Consider the following 19,670-nt stretch of genomic DNA (forward strand, 5'->3'; position numbering starts at 1 on the left):
TGGGGTAAGCTGGGGCACAAGGAGATGCGTTTTGGCTTTCACAATTGACCCCCAATTTCAGGATCTCGGTTTCGCCGTACATGTAGGAATGCTGGACTTTACCGTGGGTGTCAGGCCAAGCGACGATGGGCTAAAAAGCGCCATGCAAAGCGGGGCCGAGTTAAGGCTTGAGGAGCTGATGGGCGAAGCGGCATCCACCGACCCGGTGATTGCGGACGTGCGTGCAGCTTTCAAGGTTTGCGGCAAAGACCCGAGCCGGTACCGCCCGTCATCTGAAGCGCTAACCCGGCGGGTCATCGCGGGTAAAGGGCTCTATCTCGTCAATAACGTGGTGGACAGCGGCAATCTTGTCTCCCTGATGACAGGTATTCCCGTTGGGGTCTATGACGCCGAAAAGATCAAAGGCGATGTGCGCCTGACCATCGGCGAAGCGGGCGAGGAATACGCGGGCATCGGGCGCGGCAGCATCAACCTTGAAGGCCTACCGGTCATGCATGACAGTGAAGGACCGTTTGGCACCCCCTTCTCCGACAGTGCGCGCACCAATGTTGACGAGACCACCACCCGAATTGCGTTTGTGCTCTATGGGCTCAATATCGATATCGCTCATGTGGAAGCTGCCGCCGAAATTGCCGACACATTGATCACCGGTTTTTGCGCCCCTGCGCATTAAGACAACTTGACCCCACGCTCGCACCCTCGTTATACAATGTTACACTATTACACATCCAGCTCGGGGGGATATGGATGCTACGGTTGTTATCTTTCTGCTTGGTCCTGCTTTTTGCTTCAACCACCACCTACGCTACTCAAACAGATGATGTTGAGCTTCTGAATGCTACGCTTGTCGCGCGCCTTCACCTCGCGCAAAAACCTGAAGACGGGCAGATGGTCGGTGCCTATCAGGTAAGCTTCCGCGCCAACACAGAAGAACCGATCAGCAAGGTCCATATCCTGCTCAACCCGGGCTTACAGATCCTCAAGGTGGTTGGGGCTGGTAACAAGCCGCTGAATGTACGCGAAAAGAACACTACCATGACAGGCTCAAGCGGGCTTATGCTGCGCACGGCCACCATCACCCTTCCCAAACCGCTCAAAAAAAACAAGGGCCGGGCCGAGATTGTCATTCACTACAAAGGCTACCTGAAAGATCTCTCCGCCTACGGCGTTGAAGGGGTGCCAGACCAACTGCACCCTGATTTCACGATGATTCGCGCTGAGGGCTTTGCCTACCCCGTTTTCGCGAAACCAGACATGGCTGCAATTAGCGCCGCATGGAACCGCAAGCCGTTTCATCAGGTAGCTTTTCTTGATGTGCCGGGCAGCAATACAGTTGTGGGCAACCTCGCCATCGCACAAAAAACCACCAGCGGTGACATCACCAAGCTGGAACTGAAAAGCAGCCGCCCAACTGGTCTAATGGCTTTGGCAATAGGCCCCTACAGCACGAGCGCTATTGGGCCGGTCACGCTTGCTTTATTGCCCGCGGCGGATATAGCCATAAACCAGCAGGTGAAAGATGCCGTCACCGCTCTTGAAGAACAGTTGGGGGCACCAGCGAGTGGCATACGTATGACAGTTGCAACGCTGCCTTCAAGCTACAGCACACCCGATAGTCAGGGTGCCTATTTCACCCACGATAGCGCACCGATTAATATGGCCGAACTTAAGGGTGCGCTCTTCAATATGTGGCGGATGAACCCTGAAGGCAGGGCCGGGCACTGGGCTGAAGGTTTCGACCGGGTGATGGACGCCATCATAGAAGGGCAGCCCAATGTGGCGGCTTTCACGGATACCCTGTTCGCGACCAGCAAGACACTGCTGTCAAACGACCCGGCCATGGGGAAAGTTGCGCTCACCGACTATATCATTGAGGGCTATGATGACGAAAGCGGCACCATAAGTGCGCTTGCCTTTATAGTTCTCTACCAACTGATGGGCGAAGAGGCGTTCACCAACCTGATTGCGGAGATGCGGCGAGAGCTCAGCGCCGGGTATGTTGATATGGCATCCGCTGCCGAGTTTCTTGACGCTACGGTCACCGATAAAGACGCCCGAAAGTTTATCAAAAACTGGTTCGCAAGTGGCAAGATCGGGAAGGACATGGACCGGTCAGGCACGCTCAAGGACCTGGTGACCCGTTACCGGTAACATCTTTCGCTCAATTACTGGCCCTCGCCCCGATCCGCCCAATATCACTACAACGTACGGGACGGGAAGGAGCCGCATATGACCTATGAAACGCTTGAGGTAACCATCAAAGATCACATTGCGTATGTCGCGATGAACCGGCCTGAAAAGCTGAATGCCATGAACGGCACCTTTTTCTCGGAAATAGGGAAAGCCTTCAAAGCGCTTGATGCCAACCCTGACGTGCGTGCGGTTGTGCTGTCCGGCAACGGCAAACATTTCACCGCTGGGCTTGACCTCAAGGAGAGTGGAAGCGTTCTCGGTGCCGCAGAGGGTGACCCTGCCCGTGTTCGCGACAAACTTCGCCGCCACATTCTGTGGCTGCAGGATAGTTTCAGCGCCATCGACACATGCCGGGTGCCTGTGATTGCCGCCATCCACGGCGCGTGTGTTGGTGGCGGCATCGACCTCATCGCCGCTGCTGACATCCGGGTCGCGTCTGAGGATGCATGGTTCTCTGTGCAGGAGATTAACGTGGCGATCGTGGCCGACCTTGGCACGCTGCAGCGCGCGCCGTACCTGTTGCCCCTCGGTATCCTCAAGGAACTCGCTTACACGGGCCGCAAGATGATGACCGATGAAGCCAAGTCCCTAGGCTTTATCAACCATATTCATTCGACCAAGGAAGCCACGCTTGAGGCAGCCTTCGAGATCGCCCGCGCTATTGCGAGCAAAAGTCCTCTTGCGGTTGTGGGTACAAAAGCGGTACTCAATCATGCAAGGGATCACAGTATCGCTGACGGGCTGGACTATGTGGCCACATGGAACAGCGGCATGCTTCTTGGGGAAGACCTGATGAAAGCGGCCACAGCGGCGCTGACACGGCAGGAAACAACTTTTGCAAACCTGCTTGAAAGTGATGACCCGGCCTGAGGCACCCGTTGCCCTGGGCCTGACCGAAGGACACATGGGGCATGATAGACCAGGCCATTGCATGGATTGAAGCGAACGCTGATTTACTCGGCGGTATCGGCACGCTTTCAGCGCTCACCATGTTTATCATCACCCACGCCCGTAACATCGTGCTTCGCCGTGCTGCGGCCAAAAATTCGGTGGGGGACGGCGCGATCACCGTCTCAAGCGCAGGCGCCTATGACGCGGCAGCCCCGTCACCGGAGTATGGCGGCAAGGTCGCCATCGCTGTTTTACCCTTCGGCGAACTCGGCACCGTGCCCGATCATTTTGCCGATGGCTTGATGGAAGATTTGATCACAGACCTTCAGGCCCTTGGTTTCGCCACGCCTGCCAAACGCAGCACCCGCTCACTGGCCGCAAGCAGCACTGCACCACACCAGATCGCGCGTGACCTCGGCACACCTTATGTGCTGGAAGGCAGCATCAGAATACAGGATGACCGCTACCGCATCGCCGTTGAGCTGGTTGACCGCACGGCCGCCACAGTATGGTCTGAAAGGTTCAACTTCGCGGGCGACGACCTGATGGCCATGCAGGAAGCAATGGCGCAAAAAATCGCCCATGGCATTGCAGAACAGCTATCGCCTGAGCGAGATTCCAACCCTGTTGGGAGGGCAACATCAGCCGCAGCCGCCAGCACATCGCCCGCGTCTGGTTACCGCACACAAAGCGATATGCTGCGCGCCTACCGCTCCCCCAAAAGCCGGCTAGTGGCGCTGCTGCTATGTCTTTTGCTGGGCTGGTTTGGTGTTCACCGCTTTTATGTGGGCCGATGGATAACCGGCACCCTTTACGCCCTGACCGGGGGCCTTTTCGCCATCGGCTGGGTACTCGACCTGCTGCTTATTTTGTTCGGCTCCATGGCAGACAGCCGCGGTCGCCCTATTCGGGCTTGGCGTCCAGACCCACCGCTGAATGATTGAAACACACCGTGACAATCTCGACCAAAATCTGCGGCCTAACCACCGCCGAGCATGCCAACCTCGCAGCCTTCTACGGCGCGCGCTGGCTCGGCTTTGTGTTTTTTGAGCGCTCCCCGCGCCACCTGACGCTGGAGGCTGCCGCAAAACTGAGGCCTCACCTGCCGAAGCGAGGGGAACGGGTCGGCGTGTTCGTCAACGCGGAGCATAATTTCATTGAGGCGGCCGTTGACGCCCTTGACCTGGACTGGGTGCAACTGCACGGGGACGAATACCCACATGAAGCACAGCTACTGAAAGCACGCCTTGGTGTATCCGTCATCAAGGCCCTGGGGGTCAGCACGAGAGAAGACCTCAAGCAAGCAGATCTGTTTGCGCCGCACGTGGACGCTATTCTCTTTGACGCCAAACCACCGAAGGGCGCAGCCCTGCCAGGTGGGAACGCCATAAGTTTCCCATGGCATATACTGGCCGGCGAAAAGCTGCCCTACCCTTGGCTATTGGCAGGTGGATTGACGGCAGAGAACCTGCCGCGCGCCATTGCGGAAAGTAATGCCCATGCAGTTGATGTTTCCTCCGGCGTCGAAAGTGCACCCGGTCAAAAGTCGGGCGAGAAAATTGAGGCCTTCCTTCGCGCCGCAAAAGCCGTTAGGTAAGGTGGCTCGTATAGAGGCAGTCCCCAGCGTTTTATTGAGTGTTAGGTAATTCTTATGGCTCTTAACAGTTATCGCACCGGTCCCGATGAGAAGGGCCATTTCGGCAAATTTGGCGGCAGATATGTATCCGAAACGCTGATGCCGCTTGTGCATGAAGTTGAGGCGGCCTACCGAAGCGCTATCAAAGACCCGGACTATTTGCGGGAACTTGATGAGCTGAACCGGGTTTATATCGGCAGGCCCAGCCCGCTTTATTTTGCTGAACGTTTCACCGAAGAGCTTGGCGGCGCCAAGGTATACTTCAAACGGGAAGAGCTGAACCACACCGGCGCGCACAAGATCAACCACGCCATCGGTCAGGTATTGCTTGCGAAACGCATGGGCAAAACCCGCGTGATTGCCGAAACAGGCGCGGGCCAGCACGGTGTTGCCACAGCAACTGTGGCGGCGCGATTTGGCCTCAAGTGTACCGTTTTCATGGGTGCTGTGGACATCGAGCGGCAGAAGCCCAACGTCTTCCGCATGAAACTTCTGGGCGCGGAGGTAAAACCCGTCACGTCCGGCTCCGCCACCCTGAAGGATGCGATGAACGACGCCCTTCGGGACTGGGTAACCAATGTACACGACACATTCTACATCATCGGCACAGTAGCTGGGCCACACCCTTACCCCATGATGGTGCGGGATTTCCAATCCATCATTGGCCGCGAAACACGCGAGCAGATCATGGCGGCGGAAGGTCGCCTGCCTGATAGCCTCGTGGCTTGTGTGGGCGGCGGCTCAAACGCTATTGGTTTGTTCCACCCGTTCCTTGATGACCCTGATATTGATATTTTTGCGGTTGAGGCTGCCGGTCACGGCGTCGATACCGACAAACACGCGGCTTCCATTGCGGGCGGTGCCCCTGGTGTGCTGCACGGTAACCGCACCTATCTTCTGCAAAATGCTGATGGGCAGATAACCGAAGCTCATTCTATCTCAGCTGGGCTTGATTACCCCGGCATTGGACCGGAGCATGTGTGGCTGCATGAACAAAAGCGGGTAACTTATGTTTCCGCGACAGACAAAGAAGCGCTTGATGCCTTCCAGATGTGTTGCCGCACCGAAGGCATAATCCCGGCGCTGGAGTCGAGCCACGCGCTTGCCCACGTTATTCGTATGGCGCCAACACTGCCCAAGGACCATATCTGCGTGATGAATATGTCCGGTCGCGGCGACAAAGATATCTTCACCGTTGCTGACGCGCTTGGCGCAGAAATCTAGAGCAGGATAAATGTTATGAGCAGATTGAAGTCCTGTTTCGAAAAATTGGCTGCGGAAAATCGCGCAGCTTTTGTCACCTTCGTCACCGCGAACGACCCCGATTTTGATACCTCGCTTGAGATTGTATGCGGCTTGCCCGGTGCAGGCGCCGATATTATCGAACTTGGCATGCCGTTCACGGACCCATCCGCCGATGGCCCGGCAATTGACCGGGCGGCACAGCGCGCGCTCAAATCTGGCGGCTCCATGAACAACACGCTTGAAATGGTACGTCGGTTTCGCGCGGGAAATGATGAAACGCCTATCGTCCTCATGGGCTATTTCAACCCGATCTACGCTTATGGCATTGACCGTTTCACGCTAGATGCCGCCGCCGCGGGCGTTGACGGCCTGATTATTGTTGACCTGCCGCCGGAGGAAGATGAAGAGCTTCGCCTGCCTGCAAATGCCGCAGGAATAGACGTCATCCGCCTTGCCACGCCAACATCGGACGATGCTCGCCTGCCCACAGTGCTGGATGGCGCGAGCGGTTTCGTCTATTATGTAGCGGTTGCGGGTGTGACAGGCGGGAAATCCGCCACAGCAGATGACATCGGCACGGCTGTTGGGCGCATAAAAGCGCATACAGACTTGCCAGTTGCCGTAGGATTCGGTATCCGCACGCCCGAGCAGGCAGCAGACGTTGGGGCTGTTGCCGATGGGGCCGTTGTAGGATCAGCAATCGTTTCGCTGATTGAAAACGGTCTTGATAAAGATCATATGCCTAAAGAAGGCATGAGCAAAGAAGTGCTCGATTTCGTAAAAACCCTCGCCGATGGCGTGCGGTCGGTACGAAAATAAGCACGACAACAGAAGGGGTTGAGGCGCATGAGCTGGCTCACCAATTATGTCAAACCGAAACTCAGGAAAGTCCTGAATCCAAAAGAAACGCCGGATAACCTTTGGCACAAGTGCAAAAGCTGCGGGCAGATGATCTTCCAGAAGGAATTTATCGCCAACCAGTATGTTTGCGCCCACTGTGATCATCATGATCGTGTGCCGCCCAAGGACCGTTTCGACGCGCTGTTTGACAACCAGAGCTATGAACTGCTTGACCTGCCCGCCGTTAATCAGGACCCGCTCAAGTTCCGCGACACCAAAAAATATACGGACCGCCTCAAGGCCGCGCGCAACAACACCGGCGATGAAGACGCAATCAAGGTCGCTGTGGGTAAAATTGGTGGCGTGAACACTGTTGTTGCCGTGCAGAACTTCTTCTTCATGGGTGGTTCCATGGGCATGGCTGTAGGTGAAGGCATTATTGCAGGCGCGCGCCACGCGCTTAAAATCAAAGCCCCTATGGTCATGATGACAGCTTCCGGCGGCGCCCGCATGCAGGAGGGTATCCTGTCGCTGATGCAGATGCCGCGCACAACCGTGGCCATCCAGATGCTACGCGATGCAGGCCTCCCATATCTGGTGGTACTAACAGACCCAACCACGGGCGGTGTTTCGGCGAGCTATGCAATGCTTGGCGATATTCATATTTCCGAGCCAGGTGCGATGATTGGTTTTGCGGGCCAGCGTGTGATTGAGCAGACAATCCGCGAAAAGTTGCCTGATCGGTTCCAGACAGCTGAGTATCTGCAAGAACATGGCATGGTTGATATTGTCTGCCACCGTCATGAAATGGCGGAGAAGCTTGGCACCATGCTCGCTATGCTGATGAGCGGCAGCCACCGCAGGAAAGCGGCGGAATAAGCTTTCAGAACCCTTTTGCGCGCGAGGCAGCCCCATGGACACCACGGCCAGTGACAAGGTGCTCGCGCGCCTTAAAAAACTTCATCCGGTTGAGATCGATCTGTCGCTCGACCGGCTGTATCGCCTCCTTGAAAAGCTGGACAATCCACACCTGAAATTACCGCCCGTGATCCATGTGGCCGGCACGAACGGTAAGGGCTCGACTGTCGCAACCCTGCGGGCGATTGCGGAAGCCGCGGGCCACCGGGTGCATGTTTACACTTCCCCCCACCTTGTACGGTTTGCGGAACGTATTCGCGTAGCAGGCCAGATCATCGCAGAGGATGAGTTCACGGCCATTCTGGAAGAGTGTGAGCGCGTAAACGCAGGCGATGACATCACCTTTTTTGAAGTGACAACCGCCGCCGCTTTCCTCGCCTTCGCGCGCACCCCGGCAGACCTGTGCATTCTGGAAGTTGGCCTGGGTGGACGGCTTGACGCCACCAATGTGATCGACAAGCCCGCCGCCGTTGGCATCACACCCGTGAGCATTGACCATGAGCAGTTCCTTGGCTCAACGCTTGAAGAGATAGCGTTCGAGAAAGCAGGTATTCTGAAAGCAGGCTGCCCCGCTGTGGTGGGCCCGCAAATGGGGGAAGCCATGGGTGTTATACGCTCAAGAGCCTCAAAGCTCGGCGTAAGTCCAGCTGTCTTTGATGAAGACTGGTATGCGGCCCTCAACCCTGATAGCACAAGTTTCCGCTATCAGGACAGGCTGACCGAGCTTGACCTGCCGCTCCCCAGCCTGACAGGCGAGCATCAGGTCACAAACGCAGGCATTGCGATTGCCCTTGCCCGCATGCAGACGGCCGTGAGCATACCGGACGCTGCGATCCGTGCAGGGCTCGGCTGGGTACGTTGGCCCGCGCGGCTGCAGGAACTGACAGGCACGCCGCTCAACAAGCTGCTGCCCGAAGGGGCGAACCTGTATCTTGACGGGGGCCATAACCCGGCGGCAGGCCATGTGGTGCGCAGCTTCCTATCGGAGGTGGACCCGGTTGAACGCTCTGTCACCCTCATCCTCGGTATGCTGAACCGCAAGGATGCCAAAGGGTACCTGAAGCCCCTTTCAGGTGTGGTAAACCGTGTGATCGCCGTCCCGATCGACTGTGACGAAGACCCGGCTGAACCCGGCTTCCTTGCTGCCGCCGCAACAGATGCAGGCATCAACGGTGTCATCGCAAAAGATGTTGCCTCGGCCCTCAGAATGGTGGCTGAAAAAGCGCACCCCGAGCGCCCACCCTTCGTGCTTATCGCGGGCTCACTATACCTCGCGGGCAATGTGCTACGAGAAACGGGGTTATACCCAAACTAGAGCTGGCCTGGCTCGCACAAATGAAAAGGCGCCCAAACGGACGCCTTTTAAACTTCGACCCTACAGTTTCAGTATTAAACCGAACCGTTGATCCAGGCTTCGAGCTGCGCACGTGGCTGTGCACCCATTTTGGTGGCCACGGGTTCGCCGTCCTTGAAGATCAGCAGGGTTGGAATTGAACGCACACCAAACTGGGTTGGTGTTTCCGGGTTCTCATCAATATCCATCTTCGCGATGATGATATCGTCACGCTCACCGGAGATTTGCTCAAGAACCGGGCCAATCATCTTACAGGGGCCACACCATGGCGCCCAGAAATCCAACAGAACCGGCTTGCCTGCCTTAAGGACTTCAGCTTCGAAATTTTCATCCGTTACGGTGATGGTTGCCATCTCAATATTACTTTCTTTGCTGGCCGCCCGGCGCCTCGGCCAGTGCGGGGCCCACATCAGGAGGGCCTATTCTCTCGTCACAGTTCGTAAAGTAGGAAGCCGCTCTCATATGGTCAAGGCTTAGTAACACGCGTGTGATGACAGCACGCACCCCGCTCACAGCCCAACGCGTTTAAGTGCTTCATCCATTTGGGTTTTACCAAGCTCCATCAGAAGAGAAATATCTGTCCACAACAATGCCGCGCGTATTTTATGGTTCGGATAGATTCCCTGCAGCGCCCGCGCGTATAAACCCATTTGCTTGAGATAAACCTCCGGCACCTTTGCCGCATCTCTTGGTGGTGGGCGGTTGGTTTTATAGTCCACGATCAAAACCTCTGATTCGGTCACCACAAGCCTGTCCACCTGCCCGGAGATGGCCCGCGTGCCCACGAGCCCTGCGATCGGCACCTCAGCCCTGCTGTTGGGCCCGAAAATAGGCGCAAATTCTGCGTCCTCAAGGATACCTTTTACTTCCTGCCAGAATGCAGCCGCCGTTTCAGCGTCCAGCCCTGACCTCATGAGGAAACGCTCGGCGGCCTCTTGCTGCGCAGCTTTCTCAAGCTCAGGCAGCCACTCGAGCATGCTGTGAATAAGCCGTCCGCGCTCAAAACGCGCAGCCGTTGCTCGCGCGAGCGGGCTGGTGACAGCCGGTTCATCTTCATCCGGTTTCGAGGGCGCAAGTGGTCTCGGCGGGGTGGGCTCATTGGGCATAGGCTCGCGCGCCCAAGCGGGAAGAGCGGGAAGCGGTGTTCGTGTTTCTGCCTTCTCGTCGCTTGGGGCCACCGCCGCAGTTTGAGCCACAGTGAGGCGCCGGGCTGTGCGCCCGAGAGTGATCTCCACCTCCTCGGCACCAACGCGTTCAAAGCCGCTTTCAATCGCCTTATACCAACAGTTCGGGTCTGGCTCACGCTCCGCCTGCCATCCGGCTATGTAGAGCCTGTCTTCCGCGCGGGTGAGCGCCACATATAGAAGCCGCCTGTATTCATGGAGAGCTTTTTCTTTCAGCTCCGCTTTTTTTTCCTCCGCGAGCGCGAGGCCCGGCGCCGCAGAGGTCCACAAAAGAAGTGGGGGTTTGCCGGGGTCTGCCGCATCAATGGGTACAAGCCGCCCTTCCCGGCGGATATCAGGGATGCTCACCAGATCGGAAAGGAACACAATAGGCGCCTGCAACCCTTTTGAGCTGTGGGCGGTCATGATCCGCACCTGCCCACCGGCGGCCTCCATATCCCGTTTGATTTGTGTGCCGCCATGTTCAACACGGTGGATAAAAGCCTGCAAAGACGCCGTGCCCGTATGCTCAAACCGAAGAGCTTCCTCCATCAGTTCATCAATCGGGTCGTGTACCTCATCACCCAGGCGCGCCACAAGCTGCGCGCGACCGTTCAGGTCCGTCAGCACATGGGAGAAGAACTCAAACGGCGTCAGAAGGTCTGCACCCCTGATCACGCTCTGGAGGAACGCGAGAGCCCGCGCGAATACAGGCTCGTCCTTTGCTTTTGCCTGCAATGCGTGCCAAAGCGCGCCCTTGCGGCCGTGAGCAAGGGCAAAAAGCTGATCATCATCAAGGCCGACAAACGGGCTTTTCAGCACAGTTGCCAGCGTGAGGTCATCGGTCGGCAATAGCGCCGCATGCGCGAGCGCGAGCAGGTCCATCACAGGAAGCTCGTCCGTCAGCACCATGCGGTCACGCCCGGCGACAGGCACACCGAGATATTTAAGCGCCCGTACCAGATGGTCCACAAACGCGGTCCGCCTGCGCACCAACACAAGAATGTCGCCGGGGGTAATGGGACGGGCCTGTGCCTCCAGCACTTCGCCGCTTGCAATCATCTCCTTGATGCGGCGGGCAATACGCCACGCTGTGTGCCCCTCTGCATCGTCAGCATTTTCCTGTATAAGTGGCGGAATCCAGCCTTCTTCAGCGCTTTCTTCTTCCGCCACATTGGGCGCCTCAAGGGGCCACAGCTCCACGAGGCCACCATGCCCCTTCCGCACGAACTCATGCTTCACGTGCTCAAGGTCTGCAGACAGGCCGTGCCAAGCGTCGGCCCCCTTGTCAAACACAGCATCCACAAGGGAAAGCACCGCACCGCCCGAACGGAAGGACAGGTTAAGCGGCACCGGTTCCGCCTTCAATTCCGCCTGCCATGCCCGGTGGAACACCCGGTCACGCGCCGCCACAAATTCCTTGGGATCTGCCCGCTGGAAGGAGAAGATCGACTGTTTCGCGTCACCCACCGCAAAAACGGTGCGCATCTTATCGCTCGCGCCTTCGCCTGAGAAAAACTCAGCCGTAAGCGCCTCAACCACCCGCCACTGTTCGCGGTTCGTGTCCTGCGCTTCGTCAATCAGGATATGATCAACCTGCGCGTCCAGCTTGAACAGAACCCAGGGCGCCACATCAAGCCGGTCGAGAAGCCCAACCGTACGGCCGATCATGTCATCAAAGTCGACCATGCCGCGCTCGGTTTTCAAAGCCTTATACCGCTCAAGCTGCGCGAGGCCGAGGGTCAGCAGCGCGACGGTCGCTTCAGCTGCCGCGATACGGTTGAGCCGGTCGGCAACCCGCATCAGGCGGATTTGCTCTTTCTCGATGATGGCCTCAAACTCGGGATAGGTGGTCAGCGTTTTTTTAACGGCCACTGTCTTGCGCGGTGTGCCTTCTTTGGTCAGCAACCCGAGCATATAAGCATCAAACAGGACTTTACGCTCATCCCCCTCGGCTGCCGTATAGGCTGTCATCACCTCGCCAACCTTGGTTTCGGTTTTGCTGCCCGCGAGTAGCACCGGGCCCATGGCCCGAAGCCCGGTGATATCAAAAGCATCGTCAGCGGTAACCTGATCAAGGAGCACGTCACGTGTTTCACCGGGCGTAAGGTCCAGCGCGCGGTAAAGCGCAGCCGCGAGGCCAAATTTGCCGTAAGCCTTATCCGCCGCAGCCAAGGTTGACGCCTCAAACGAAAGTCGCTCGATCACCTCATCGAAGGTCAGCTCGGTCACGAGGCCCGCAACATGGTCAAGTGCTTTGCGGACGTGCGCGCCCTCCGGCCGCCGGGTCAGAGCGAGCATCTCGTCCTTCGCGCTCGCCATCATTTCCTGCGCGACCGCTTCATCAATGCCTTCAAAGCCGGGCGCCATGCCTGCCTCGAGCGGGAAACGACCAAGAAGAGCCTGACAGAAGCTATGGAAGGTCTGGATCTGCAAACCGCCAGACAGATCAAGCACGTAGGCAAAAAGTTGCCGCGCGCGGATGATCATATCTGCGTCCGCCACTTCTTCCGTACGGCGGGCGATCTCGGCGATCAGGGCATCGTCTGCCATCATGGCCCAGCGCCCCAGTTCCGCGAAAATACGGTTTTTCATCTCCGCTGCGGCGGCCTTCGTGAAGGTCAGGCAGACGATATTCTCAGGGTCAGTGCCTGTGAGCATCAACCGGAGCACCCGCGCGGTCAGGACGTGGGTTTTACCAGTACCCGCAGATGCACCCACCCACGCGGTAAGCTCAGGCTGGGTGGCTCGCGCCTGCGCCGGGGTCATACGAGGTTTGCTCATGCCTCCCCCTCCCCACCGTCAAAGGGATCGTCGGCATTTCGCCATTCTTTCACCCGCGCGAGATGGTCATAGTCACCATAGCCTGTGTTTTTAGGGCGCGGGTTTGAAAGATAGGCCGTCTTTTCATCGGAAAACGCCTTCACGAGTCCGCGCAAACCTTGTTCCGCATCCGAAATGGACGAGGGGACGTCTTTAACTGGACGCTTTGGCTCATGCACCGGGTTGCCGCCCGTGATACGCCAGAAAATGAGGTCTGAAACCGGGTTTGCTGGCACGCCATCAAACGCACCACGTTCCGCGAGCCACGCTTCTAGGGGCAGCTGGGGCGCAAAACCCGCCGTTATCTGCCGTTCGGTCGGTATTGTCCCTGTTTTATAGTCAATAATGGTGAGAGAGCTATCCTGCCTGTTTTGGTCAATACGGTCAGCCTTCGCAAAAAGCGTGAAGTCTGTGCCGGGCAACTTGGCTTCGGCCCATTTTTCAACGGCAGCGACGTCAAACTGCTCGGCACGCTCAACTTCGTTTGCGATAAACCATTCTGCGATACGCTCAAACCTCGGCCACCAGAACGCGTATACGGCAGGTTGGGTCAGCACAGGTTCAAAAACCCGGCGCCCCACCTCGAGCAAGCGCGCATAGCCCGCCTCACCCGCTGAGGGGCCATCCTCACTTAAAAACAGCTCAAGCGCCTCATGCAGCAGCGTTCCCTTGGTGGAAGCGTTCGGTTTGTCATCCAGCGGATCGAGCGGCTTAAGCTCAAGCACCTTGGCGGCATAAAGCGCATAAGGATCGCGCATCCATGTTTCCACTTGCGTGACCGACAACCGCTTAGGACGTGCTTCAAGCGGCGGCTTTGGGGCAGGTGGCAAAAGCGGCGCCGTTCTCGCCGCCGCGTCCATCTGATGAGCCCATGCGAGGTATTTGTCCGCGCGCGGTATCTCACCGCCCGCCAGTGCTTCAATGCGGAACAGCCAGCGGCTTGGCACTGTTGGCGCACCATCCACTTTTTCCGCGCGGGTTAAAACGACCTCACCGCCGCTCCCGGCCTGGACAAAATCGTGCGCAGCCTGACCTGTACGCCTCTCATGAGGTGGCAGACCAAACGCTTGCCGCATGGGGCGGTTCATCCAGGGGTCAGGCTTGATCTCACCCGGCCATGTGCCCTCGTTCATGCCGCCAAGGATCATCACATCCGCGCGCTGCAACCGTGCTTCGAGCGTACCCCAGATGAAGAGCCTCGGGTGCTTGCGCCACACCGGGCGCACAGCAATGCCCGCAAAAAGCTCTTCAAAAAGCGCTGCGTACCCTTCCGCTGACACATCTGTGATAGAGCCGGTTTCGCGTACCAGTTCCGCAAAGGCATCTGCAAGGGTCTGCCCCTCCTCGCCTTTCCATAAAACGTCCGCGCCGGGGGCTTCATTCGCCGCCGCCAATGCTTCGGCAACCTCAACATGAACTTTAAGGATATCGTCCAAAGCGCTGTCACCCGCGAACACCGCCTCAAGTGGTCTCAAACAGTTGATAGCGGCTTCAAGGACGGCCAGATCGCTGTCCCCAAACCCGGCTTTTTTATCGGCCACAACCACCTTGGCACGGCGCAGCAAACCATCAAGCCCGCCAGAGGGCCGAACGCCTCTTAAAACATAGGTATCCAGGCGGCGAAGCGACGCCAGATAACTGCGGCGGTCAAACCCCACAGACACAAATGGATGCTGCAGAAGGGCAAGCAAGCTAACCGGTGCGAAGCCTTCGCTCACCGCGTTTGCAACAAGGCCAAGGAAACGACCAGACACGGTGTTCAGCACCCGGTCACCGCCCGAATCGTCAACCTCGATACCCCAACGCGCAAGCGCTGCACGCACGTGGCGGCCAAGCGCGCGGTCAGGTGTAACAAGGGCTGCTGTGCGCTCAGGCTCTTCCAGAACTTCCCGCATGACAAGCGCAATGGCCGCAGCCTCCTCCCGCCGGGTTGGGGCGACGATCTTGCTTAAACCCTGAAACAGTTGAGCCTTGTCTTGCGCCTGATAGCCAAGGGAAAGCCAACCCTCTGTCACCGCCGCAGGCAACAAAGCATCCCGGAACAAGGAAGCGCGCCTCAAGAGCACATGATTGAGGCTGGGCCAATCACGGACCTCATGCCTGTTTACCCCCATGGTCTCCAACAGCGCTTTCAGCACACCGTGGCTATGTGTAGCGTCAACCGCGTTCCATGCGTCGTCTGACATCCCGCGGTCGAGACCCGGCAACACAACAGCGCCTTCCGGCAGGCGCGCCACGACCGACAACAGTCTTGCGGTCGCGGGGATTGAGCCGGTTGAGCCAGCAGCAATGATGCGTCCCTTGGGTGGCTTGCCTTCCCACAGGTCTGCAAGGGTACGCAGCATGAGGTCACGCCTCGCGGCAGGGTTCATGACACCTTCAGCCGCCAGAATGTCGGGCCAGTGCTCAGAGACAATGGTGAGGAACTGAAGTGTGATATCCCAGTGATGCGCCAGCCCCTCAGGCACCAGATCCCTGAGCTTTTCAAATTTCAGGCCTTCGGTTTCAAGCTGGTCCATCAACCGCGCCAACTCGCCCGCGAGCCGCCAGCCTTGCGCGGGCGCAAGCGCACCGCCCATATCCGATGCACGCAACTGACCCCAACGCATAACCTGCTGCATGAGAAGGGCTTGCCTACGCACTGAGGAAATAGCCGGCAGGCTATCGGACGGGTCGAACCCGAGCCCGGCACCGAGGAATGTGATCTCTTCCTCGTCAACCTCACCAATGGGGCGCATCACCGGCAGCACCATTGGCTTCTTGCCCACAAACCTCAGGAACGCCTCCCTCAGGGAACGCTGCGCGCGCCGGTTGGGTACAAGGATGGTGGTATCCGCGAGCTTGACGGGGTCCCCCTCTGCATCGCGCAACAGTTCTTCAGCCAACGCATCCACAAACGAACGACTGGCGTCGATCGTATAGACTGTTGGCGTGCGCACCATGTTAGCGGGCCCTCGCTTTGCTGATCTCAGACTCGGCCTCACTCACGGCTTCGGGGGTGCCAACATGGAACCAGCGCCCGTCATGCACCAGCCCATAGAGCCGGCCCCGCGCTGCGGCTTTGCGGAAAATCTCACGGTTTGACCAAGCGCAATCAGGCATGCCTTCGTACATCTCAGGCGCCACAACCTGTATACCGCCGAACATCACCGGTGCGCTCAGCGCCTCGCCCCGAAACTCTACCGGCGTCAGGTCCTCAAAGGGCAATTGAGGTATAAAATCACCGGGCCCATCATAACCATGCGCATGCTCTGTGCGCACAAGAAGAAGAAGGACATCCATCATGCTCGGGTCAAATGCCTCTTGCAAACGGGCGAGAGTGGGCCTCGCACCATCAAGCCAGAGCGCATCGCTGTTGATGGCAAAAAAAGGGTCCGCCCCGAGTAGCGGCAGCGCCTTTTTTACTCCTCCGCCGGTATCCAGAAGGGCTGCGCGCTCATCCGAGATTAGTACCCGACCGTCGCGGATACGCGCGCCCAAGTGTTCCTCAATCTTGTCTGCCAGATGGTGTACGTTGATGACCACAGGCCCCACACCCAAAGCGTCCAGCTTTGCGAACGTATGATCCAGAAGGGGTTGACCCAAAACCGGCACCAACGGTTTTGGTGTTATCTGAGACATCGCGCCCATGCGGGTACCCAGGCCTGCGGAAAGAACGATCGCCCTCATGACTTTACTTTCGCTTCAAGACCCGCCCACCTGTCCGCGTCACCACGAACGACGATGCTGCGTGCGCCGCTACCCACTATCTCAATTTTCAGCTCAAGGGCATCCGACCACCATTCTTCGGGCATCCGGTCCGGCCATTCGATCAGGCAAATGGATGACGAGAAAGCTTCGTCAATACCAAGCTCAAACACATCTTCCGGATCGCTGAGCCGGTAGAGGTCCGCGTGCCAAATCTCGCCACCCTGTGGCCGGTCATAGGTTTGTACAAGTGTGAAAGTGGGGCTTGGCACCTCTGCCATCGGGTCCGCCAACGCCGCCCGGATAAAGGCGCGCGCGAAGGTGGATTTACCAGCGCCAAGGTCACCCGTTAGCGCCACAAGGGCGCCAAGATCAAGCACGGCAGCAAGCTTTCCCGCAAAAGCTTGGGTTTCCGCTTCGGTATCACAGTGTCGCTCAAAAAGAGTGTTGTGGTGCATGAAGTTCTATTCTCTGACGCCTACGTTGGTGCTTCGGCTTATGGATACTATTGTTGAGGCCCTCAGGGTGCAGGCTGTTTCCGTGGCAGGGTACAGCTTAAGGCCAGCCCTTCATCGCCGTGTGGTTCCAGTTGAATACTGCCGTGATGGAGGCCCACAATACTGCGCACAAGCGCGAGATCAAGACCCGTTGCGCGGCGCCCACCAGGGGAGGCTCCCATCGCCACTGTTGCCACCAAGCGGTCCCGCTCCCGCGGGGTAAGGCCAGAATCAAGATTATAGATCGCAGCCGTCACCGTATCGTCACCGGCCTCAAGCTTGAGGGATAGTTCCCCGCCATACCGGGCAAAGTTCAGCATGGATGAAACCATGTTGTAGAATATTTGCTTGAGCCGCCGCCTGTCGGCCTCGATCACGCCCACGGCCTCACATCCATCAAGGTTAAGCGTGATATCAATCTTGCGGGCAATATCGGCCGCCAGCGTTGATGCCTCCTGAAGCGCATCAGCAACGTCCGTGTCCTCAAGCTCGAGCTTTGCCTCACCAGCATCAAGGACCGCGAGGTCAAGCACGTCCGCAATCAGTATTTTGAGATCATCCGACGCACTCAGGATATTCTTTACATAGTCCGCCTGCTGATCATTGAGGTCCCCGAACATTTTCTGATCAAGCATCTCGGCAAAACCAATGATGGAGTTGAGCGGTGTCCTCAGCTCATAGGACATGTTGGTGATAAACTCGCTTTTGAGCCTGTCTGCAGCTTCGAGCGCGCTGGAGCGTTCTCTCAGTGCCTGCTCCACCTTGAAGCTGTCTGTCACATCGCTTTGGGTAAGCATGACCCCACCATCAGGCAGCGGCACAAGGGCATAATCCACCACGAGGCCATCAGCGCGGTACCAGCGACCGGAGCGGTGAACCCGCTCGGACACCCAGCCGGCCAGCGCTGTACCAAAGTCATGATCATCCTCAAGGTTACCGCGCGCCTCATCTACCTTCAGGGTCTCGATCAAAGCGGACAAGTGCGGTTTGCCTTCAAGTTGCTCGTCGCCCAGTTGCCACATTTCCTGGAACGCGGGGTTTGAGAGTTGCAGCCGAGCGTCTGTACCAAACACGGCGATGCTTTCCCGCATATTGTCGAGCGTTTCCTGCTGCACGGCGATCAGGGTATTGTAGGAGCGCTCAAGCGCCAGTTTGTCCGTAACGTCTTCAAAAAGAATGAGCAGCCCGCCCAAGGGGTGCGGCTGGGTAACCACCCGGTGCGCCGTGCCATCCGGCAGGTGCCACATTTCCTCAAACGGCTCCAGGAGGGACGTATAGTGCCGGAGCACATTTTTCTTCCACTGCGGGAAGTCAACCTGTTCCGGCAGCCTGCGGTGCTCCCGCATAGCATCCAGAAGTTCGCTGTGCCTGATTTCAGATGCGAGAAGGTCTTCTGAAAGATGAGAAAGCCTGGCGAACGCACTATTGTAAAACCGCAAGGTTTGGCCGGGGCCAAAGATCGCCACCGGGCTTCTGAGCCTGTTCAGCGTTTCAGACTGGCTTTCGAGCACACGGGAAAGCTCCGACAGCGCTTCCTCTTCTCCGGTCACATCAACCGCAATACCCATGATATTGCCGTCGTCATCAAACGGCATATTGATCACAGAAAAAGCCCGGCGCTGGCCATCGATCACACCGAAGCGCCGCTCCCGCACCCGCTGGCCGGTCTCTCGCGCTTTCCGGGCGGAGGACAGGCTGCCTTTGTCAAAAAGCTCCACACCCCGCTCGACCACGTCAAAAACATTTTCACCGTCAACCGCTTCCACATAAGCGTAGTTCACCTCAACCAGCGCGAAGTCCGGCCCGCGCACCCACACAGGGAAAGGCAGGTTATTGAACGCACGTGTCATATCCTTAAGCCGCAGCTCAAGCGCGCGCACACCCTGCCGGTGCCCACGCGTGGGCCGGTCCCGCGCTTCTTCTATCCAAAGCACGCTGGTCGGCCAACGACTGCCGGTTGACGGCAACGTCTGCACGTCGATAATCAAACGGGGGTGGTCTTTGCCCTGATAGACAACATAAGGCGATGAGATTTCCTTGTTGGCGTTCAGGTCGCGCTTCAGCTCCCCCACCACACGCGACGGGATAACCGTGCCATTCTCGGCCAGGTCATCCAAGTTCATTGCCTTGCCAGACACCCCCAGAAGCGCAAGCGTGCCCGCGTCCGCCTGCAGGCGACCGTCAGGCCACAGCCACACCGGATGACGCCTGTCTGACCGGATCATGGTATCCAGAAAACCCGCAAGCTCTTGCAGGCTGTGCGCACGGTCTGTCATCCTGCCGGCACGCCATAGTGCGCTCAGGCTCACCGCAACCCAAGCTACGGCTACAAAAGCGATGATAATCCAAAGACTTAGAGGTGACAGATCGACACCGGTCATGGACATGCACTCCCTCATTCCGTGACGGTATGAGAGTAGCCT

Annotated in this window: 15 protein-coding genes; 9 read left to right on the plus strand and 6 right to left on the minus strand. The window is 57.9% G+C overall.

Annotated features, from left to right (window positions below):
* Positions 1-31 precede the first annotated feature (31 nt).
* The 9 genes from ACN0XZ_RS01935 to ACN0XZ_RS01975 all read left to right on the plus strand — a co-directional run bounded on the left by ACN0XZ_RS01935 (position 32) and on the right by ACN0XZ_RS01975 (position 9,038).
* On the plus strand, positions 32-673 hold the full coding sequence (locus ACN0XZ_RS01935; RefSeq protein WP_417456022.1) for a B3/4 domain-containing protein: 642 nt from the start codon (positions 32-34) through the stop codon (positions 671-673).
* A 74-nt stretch (positions 674-747) separates the two neighbouring features.
* Positions 748-2,151, plus strand: coding sequence for a hypothetical protein (locus ACN0XZ_RS01940; RefSeq protein ID WP_417456023.1), 1,404 nt, complete (start codon positions 748-750; stop codon positions 2,149-2,151).
* A 78-nt stretch (positions 2,152-2,229) separates the two neighbouring features.
* On the plus strand, positions 2,230-3,063 hold the full coding sequence (locus ACN0XZ_RS01945; RefSeq protein ID WP_417456024.1) for a crotonase/enoyl-CoA hydratase family protein: 834 nt from the start codon (positions 2,230-2,232) through the stop codon (positions 3,061-3,063).
* A 41-nt stretch (positions 3,064-3,104) separates the two neighbouring features.
* Entirely contained in the window at positions 3,105-4,028 is a 924-nt protein-coding gene (locus ACN0XZ_RS01950) for an NINE protein (protein WP_417456025.1), read from the plus strand.
* 8 nt (positions 4,029-4,036) lie between these two features.
* Positions 4,037-4,681, plus strand: a complete 645-nt coding sequence (locus ACN0XZ_RS01955) for a phosphoribosylanthranilate isomerase (protein WP_417456026.1) — start codon at positions 4,037-4,039, stop codon at positions 4,679-4,681.
* A 54-nt stretch (positions 4,682-4,735) separates the two neighbouring features.
* Positions 4,736-5,944 (plus strand): tryptophan synthase subunit beta, encoded by a 1,209-nt coding sequence (gene trpB / locus ACN0XZ_RS01960; RefSeq protein ID WP_417456027.1) that lies wholly within the window; start codon positions 4,736-4,738, stop codon positions 5,942-5,944.
* A gap of 15 nt (positions 5,945-5,959) precedes the next feature.
* The gene (gene trpA, locus ACN0XZ_RS01965) at positions 5,960-6,784 is read left to right on the plus strand and encodes a tryptophan synthase subunit alpha (RefSeq protein ID WP_417456028.1); all 825 of its coding nucleotides are present in this window, start codon (positions 5,960-5,962) and stop codon (positions 6,782-6,784) included.
* A 27-nt stretch (positions 6,785-6,811) separates the two neighbouring features.
* Entirely contained in the window at positions 6,812-7,684 is an 873-nt protein-coding gene (accD, locus tag ACN0XZ_RS01970) for an acetyl-CoA carboxylase, carboxyltransferase subunit beta (RefSeq protein ID WP_417456029.1), read from the plus strand.
* A 34-nt stretch (positions 7,685-7,718) separates the two neighbouring features.
* Positions 7,719-9,038, plus strand: a complete 1,320-nt coding sequence (locus ACN0XZ_RS01975; protein WP_417456030.1) for a bifunctional folylpolyglutamate synthase/dihydrofolate synthase — start codon at positions 7,719-7,721, stop codon at positions 9,036-9,038.
* Positions 9,039-9,112: 74 nt separating this feature from the next.
* Here the strand turns inward: ACN0XZ_RS01975 and trxA are convergent, their stop codons facing one another.
* The 6 genes from trxA to ACN0XZ_RS02005 all read right to left on the minus strand — a co-directional run bounded on the left by trxA (position 9,113) and on the right by ACN0XZ_RS02005 (position 19,628).
* Positions 9,113-9,430, minus strand: a complete 318-nt coding sequence (gene trxA, locus ACN0XZ_RS01980; RefSeq protein ID WP_417456031.1) for a thioredoxin — start codon at positions 9,428-9,430, stop codon at positions 9,113-9,115.
* Between the two features lie 156 nt (positions 9,431-9,586).
* Positions 9,587-13,024, minus strand: coding sequence for a double-strand break repair helicase AddA (gene addA, locus ACN0XZ_RS01985; RefSeq protein WP_417456032.1), 3,438 nt, complete (start codon positions 13,022-13,024; stop codon positions 9,587-9,589).
* Positions 13,021-16,005, minus strand: coding sequence for a double-strand break repair protein AddB (gene addB / locus ACN0XZ_RS01990; protein WP_417456033.1), 2,985 nt, complete (start codon positions 16,003-16,005; stop codon positions 13,021-13,023). The genes addA and addB overlap by 4 nt, the downstream gene beginning before the upstream one ends.
* A 1-nt stretch (position 16,006) precedes the next feature.
* Positions 16,007-16,732, minus strand: a complete 726-nt coding sequence (locus tag ACN0XZ_RS01995; RefSeq protein ID WP_417456034.1) for a nucleotidyltransferase family protein — start codon at positions 16,730-16,732, stop codon at positions 16,007-16,009.
* A complete protein-coding gene (gene tsaE / locus ACN0XZ_RS02000; protein WP_417456035.1) occupies positions 16,729-17,208 on the minus strand; it encodes a tRNA (adenosine(37)-N6)-threonylcarbamoyltransferase complex ATPase subunit type 1 TsaE in 480 nt (159 codons plus the stop codon). The genes ACN0XZ_RS01995 and tsaE overlap by 4 nt, the downstream gene beginning before the upstream one ends.
* A gap of 62 nt (positions 17,209-17,270) precedes the next feature.
* Positions 17,271-19,628 (minus strand): PAS-domain containing protein, encoded by a 2,358-nt coding sequence (locus ACN0XZ_RS02005; protein ID WP_417456036.1) that lies wholly within the window; start codon positions 19,626-19,628, stop codon positions 17,271-17,273.
* Positions 19,629-19,670: the final 42 nt, after the last annotated feature.

This window comes from Kordiimonas sp. (assembly GCF_048264555.1).
GTDB lineage: Bacteria > Pseudomonadota > Alphaproteobacteria > Sphingomonadales > Kordiimonadaceae > Kordiimonas.

Coding starts and splice junctions, on each gene's coding strand:
- addB (WP_417456033.1), bottom strand. CDS start 16,005: ATGGTGCGCACGCCAACAGTCTATACGATCGACGCCAGTCGTTCGTTT.
- accD (WP_417456029.1), top strand. CDS start 6,812: ATGAGCTGGCTCACCAATTATGTCAAACCGAAACTCAGGAAAGTCCTG.
- ACN0XZ_RS01995 (WP_417456034.1), bottom strand. CDS start 16,732: ATGAGGGCGATCGTTCTTTCCGCAGGCCTGGGTACCCGCATGGGCGCG.
- ACN0XZ_RS01945 (WP_417456024.1), top strand. CDS start 2,230: ATGACCTATGAAACGCTTGAGGTAACCATCAAAGATCACATTGCGTAT.
- tsaE (WP_417456035.1), bottom strand. CDS start 17,208: ATGCACCACAACACTCTTTTTGAGCGACACTGTGATACCGAAGCGGAA.
- ACN0XZ_RS01940 (WP_417456023.1), top strand. CDS start 748: ATGCTACGGTTGTTATCTTTCTGCTTGGTCCTGCTTTTTGCTTCAACC.
- ACN0XZ_RS01975 (WP_417456030.1), top strand. CDS start 7,719: ATGGACACCACGGCCAGTGACAAGGTGCTCGCGCGCCTTAAAAAACTT.
- trpB (WP_417456027.1), top strand. CDS start 4,736: ATGGCTCTTAACAGTTATCGCACCGGTCCCGATGAGAAGGGCCATTTC.
- ACN0XZ_RS01950 (WP_417456025.1), top strand. CDS start 3,105: ATGATAGACCAGGCCATTGCATGGATTGAAGCGAACGCTGATTTACTC.
- ACN0XZ_RS02005 (WP_417456036.1), bottom strand. CDS start 19,628: ATGACCGGTGTCGATCTGTCACCTCTAAGTCTTTGGATTATCATCGCT.
- trpA (WP_417456028.1), top strand. CDS start 5,960: ATGAGCAGATTGAAGTCCTGTTTCGAAAAATTGGCTGCGGAAAATCGC.
- trxA (WP_417456031.1), bottom strand. CDS start 9,430: ATGGCAACCATCACCGTAACGGATGAAAATTTCGAAGCTGAAGTCCTT.
- addA (WP_417456032.1), bottom strand. CDS start 13,024: ATGAGCAAACCTCGTATGACCCCGGCGCAGGCGCGAGCCACCCAGCCT.